Source organism: Sphingorhabdus sp. (genome assembly GCF_040079335.1).
Taxonomy (GTDB): domain Bacteria; phylum Pseudomonadota; class Alphaproteobacteria; order Sphingomonadales; family Sphingomonadaceae; genus Sphingorhabdus_B.
Genome location: NZ_JBEBKL010000098.1, coordinates 1 through 3,016 on the forward strand (window position 1 = coordinate 1; position 3,016 = coordinate 3,016).

Annotated in this window: 4 protein-coding genes; all 4 read left to right on the forward strand. The window is 56.9% G+C overall.

The features are described from left to right. The coding region (locus ABL922_RS14325) for a 2-oxo acid dehydrogenase subunit E2 (protein WP_349024888.1) at positions 1 to 294 on the forward strand (294 nt) is incomplete at its 5' end. 12 nt (positions 295 to 306) lie between these two features. Beyond that, entirely contained in the window at positions 307 to 888 is a 582-nt protein-coding gene (locus ABL922_RS14330) for a DUF1877 family protein (RefSeq protein WP_349024889.1), read from the forward strand. Between the two features lie 12 nt (positions 889 to 900). After that, a complete protein-coding gene (gene lpdA / locus ABL922_RS14335; RefSeq protein WP_349024890.1) occupies positions 901 to 2,292 on the forward strand; it encodes a dihydrolipoyl dehydrogenase in 1,392 nt (463 codons plus the stop codon). Between the two features lie 5 nt (positions 2,293 to 2,297). After that, positions 2,298 to 2,987: a PepSY domain-containing protein gene (locus ABL922_RS14340; protein WP_349024891.1), complete on the forward strand. Its 690-nt coding sequence runs from the start codon at positions 2,298 to 2,300 to the stop codon at positions 2,985 to 2,987. Positions 2,988 to 3,016 lie beyond the last annotated feature (29 nt).

Sequence of the window (3,016 nt, forward strand, 5' to 3'; positions counted from 1 at the left end):
GGCAGCCTGACGATGGACGATATGAAGGGCGGCACCTTTACCATTTCCAACGGCGGCGTGTTTGGCGGCCTGATGTCCACACCGATCATCAATCCCCCGCAGTCGGCTGTACTCGGCCTGCACCGCATCGAGGATCGCCCCGTTGTACGCAATGGCGAAATCGTCATCCGCCCGATGATGTATCTGGCGCTCAGCTATGACCACCGCTTGATCGATGGCCGCGAAGCTGTGACCGCGCTGAAAACCATCAAAGAAGCAATCGAAGACCCCACCCGCTTGCTAATCGATTTGTAAAGGAGGACTGCTGTGGGAATCGCATATTGTCTCGTTCGGACAAGTCCAGAGAATATCGAAATCCTGCGCAATCGGCCCAAGGCCTTGGCCGAGTTTCTTTATCCGGAAGATGATGTTTATGAGGAGCCGAAGCCAGGCTTTTTTTCAAAGCTATTAGGGTCAACGCCTAAACCTGACGCGGGGCCAATACCAAATCGTCAGGAGGGCGATGAAGCTGACCTCGATAAGGCATGGCATATCATCCACTACCTGCTTTGTGGCGACGCTGGTCGCGGTGAGGGGCCGCTTGCGCTTATCGGGGATGACCTTAACCCTCTAGCCGATCTTGACCTTGGCCTTGGAAAACCCAACGTTATTTCGGCGGAAAGGGTTCGCCAGTTTGCTGCTGCTGCGTCAGTACTGGCCACCGAGCAGTTCTTTGCGCGCTTTATTCCTGAACAGATGCCACTGACCGACCTTTATATGGGGGATGTCATCGAACGAGGCGACGTTGAAGATATCCGAGAATACGCGCTCGAGAATTTCGAAGGGTTACGCGATTTTGCGAACCTAGCCGCAGAACATGGTGATGCTATAATCACCTATTATTGCTGAATTGGAATATGCATGGCGAATTATGACCTAATCGTTATCGGCGCTGGACCCGGCGGATATGTGGCTGCGATTCGTGCAGCGCAGCTGGGGCTGAAGACGGCCTGTGTCGAAAGCCGCGAGACTTTGGGCGGGACGTGCCTGAATGTCGGCTGCATTCCATCCAAGGCTTTGCTGCATGCGTCGGAGCTGTATGAAGAGGCGCATTCGGGCGTGCTGGCAAAGTTCGGCGTGAACTGTAAAGGCGTCAGCCTCGATCTGGACCAGATGCAGGCGGAAAAAGTCAAAGCCGTGGGCGAGCTGACCGGCGGGATCGAGTTTCTGTTTAAGAAGAACAAGGTCGAGTGGCTGAAAGGTCAGGCTGCCTTTGCCTCGGCGAACTCTGTCGAAGTCGCAGGCAAGACCTACACCGCCGATAAAATCATGATCGCCACCGGTTCGTCGGTCACACCTTTACCGGGCGTTGTGGTAGACCAAAAAGTCATCGTCGATTCGACCGGAGCATTGGCGCTTCCCAAAGTACCTAAGCATATGGTCGTCATCGGAGGCGGAGTGATCGGGCTGGAACTGGGCAGCGTCTGGCGCAGGCTGGGGGCCGAAGTCACTGTCGTCGAATATCTCGACCAAATCCTGCCCGGCATGGATGCAGAAGTCCGCAAAGAAGCCGCGAAGATATTCAAGAAGCAAGGCTTCACCATCCGTACCGGAACCAAAGTCACCGGTGCGGCCGTCAAGGGTAGCAAAGCGACGTTGACCGTCGAACCCGCAGCGGGCGGAGTATCCGAAACAATCGAAGCCGATTGCGTTCTTGTCTCCATTGGCCGCCGCCCCAATACTGACGGCCTATCACTTGACAAAGCAGGCGTCACGCTCAACGCACGCGGGCAGATCGAAGTCGGCCATGATTTCCAAACCAATGTCCCGGGCATCTATGCCGTTGGCGACGTAACCCCCGGCCCGATGCTGGCCCACAAGGCCGAGGATGAAGGCATTGCAGCGGCAGAATTCTGCGCTGGACTGACCGGCATCGTCAATCATGACGTCATCCCCGGCGTTGTGTACACGATGCCCGAAATCGCCGATGTCGGCCTGACCGAGGAAGAAGCCAAGGCCAAAGGCCTCGACATCAAAGTCGGAAAATTCCCGATGATGGCCAACAGCCGCGCCAAAACCAACCGCGACACTGACGGTTTTGTGAAGGTTATCGCCGACGCCAAAACCGACCGCGTACTCGGCGTCCACATCATTGCTTCACTCGCCGGAACAATGATCGCCGAAGCCGCGCTTGCGATGGAATTCGGCGCAACATCCGAAGACATCGCCTATACCTGCCACGCCCACCCGACGCACGCCGAGGCGCTGAAGGAAGCGGCCATGGCGGTGACGGGCAAGCCGATCCATATGTAAGCGCCATGTCCGCACGTCGTAATCTGGGTCGCATTCACATCTGGCTGGGCTGGCTCATCGGTATTCCGTTGCTAATCTGGACAGCGACAGGCCTTTGGATGGTGGCACGGCCAATTGATGAAGTGCGCGGGGTTCAGCTAAAGGCGGAGCCACCGGTTCTAGCGACCAACGCGACCCCCGTTTTTCCTAAGCTTCCATCCGATCACGGCGCGCCGCTGTCGATAAAGCTGGAGCAGCAATGGGATGGTCCAGTGTGGATCGCGGCGTTCGCGCATGGCCACGAAATGCGCGCATCGGCGTCTGATGGCCGCTGGCTTCCCCCGATTACCGAGGAACAGGCGCGCGCGATTGCCCGGCAATGGTACCGACCAAATACGGAAATTATGTCGGCAACGCACAGTCCGGCTGACGCTCCACCCATAGATTTGCGCAAGGAAAAAGCAGCGTGGCAAATTGCCTTTGCCGACGGCGCGAACGTCTATGTCGATGCAGATACCGGCAGCCTGCTGGCGATCCGCAGCGGCCAGTGGCGCATCTTTGATTTCATGTGGGGACTGCATATCATGGATCTGCAAACACGTGAAAACACCAGCCATCCCATATTGATCCTGTTCGCGATAATGGCGTTCATTGGCACAGCGTTTGGCCTGATATTATTGCCCCTTTCGGCAAGGCGAAAGCGCCGTCGGCAGTGATTGCCGGTAACAACCTTGCAGTCGCGCTG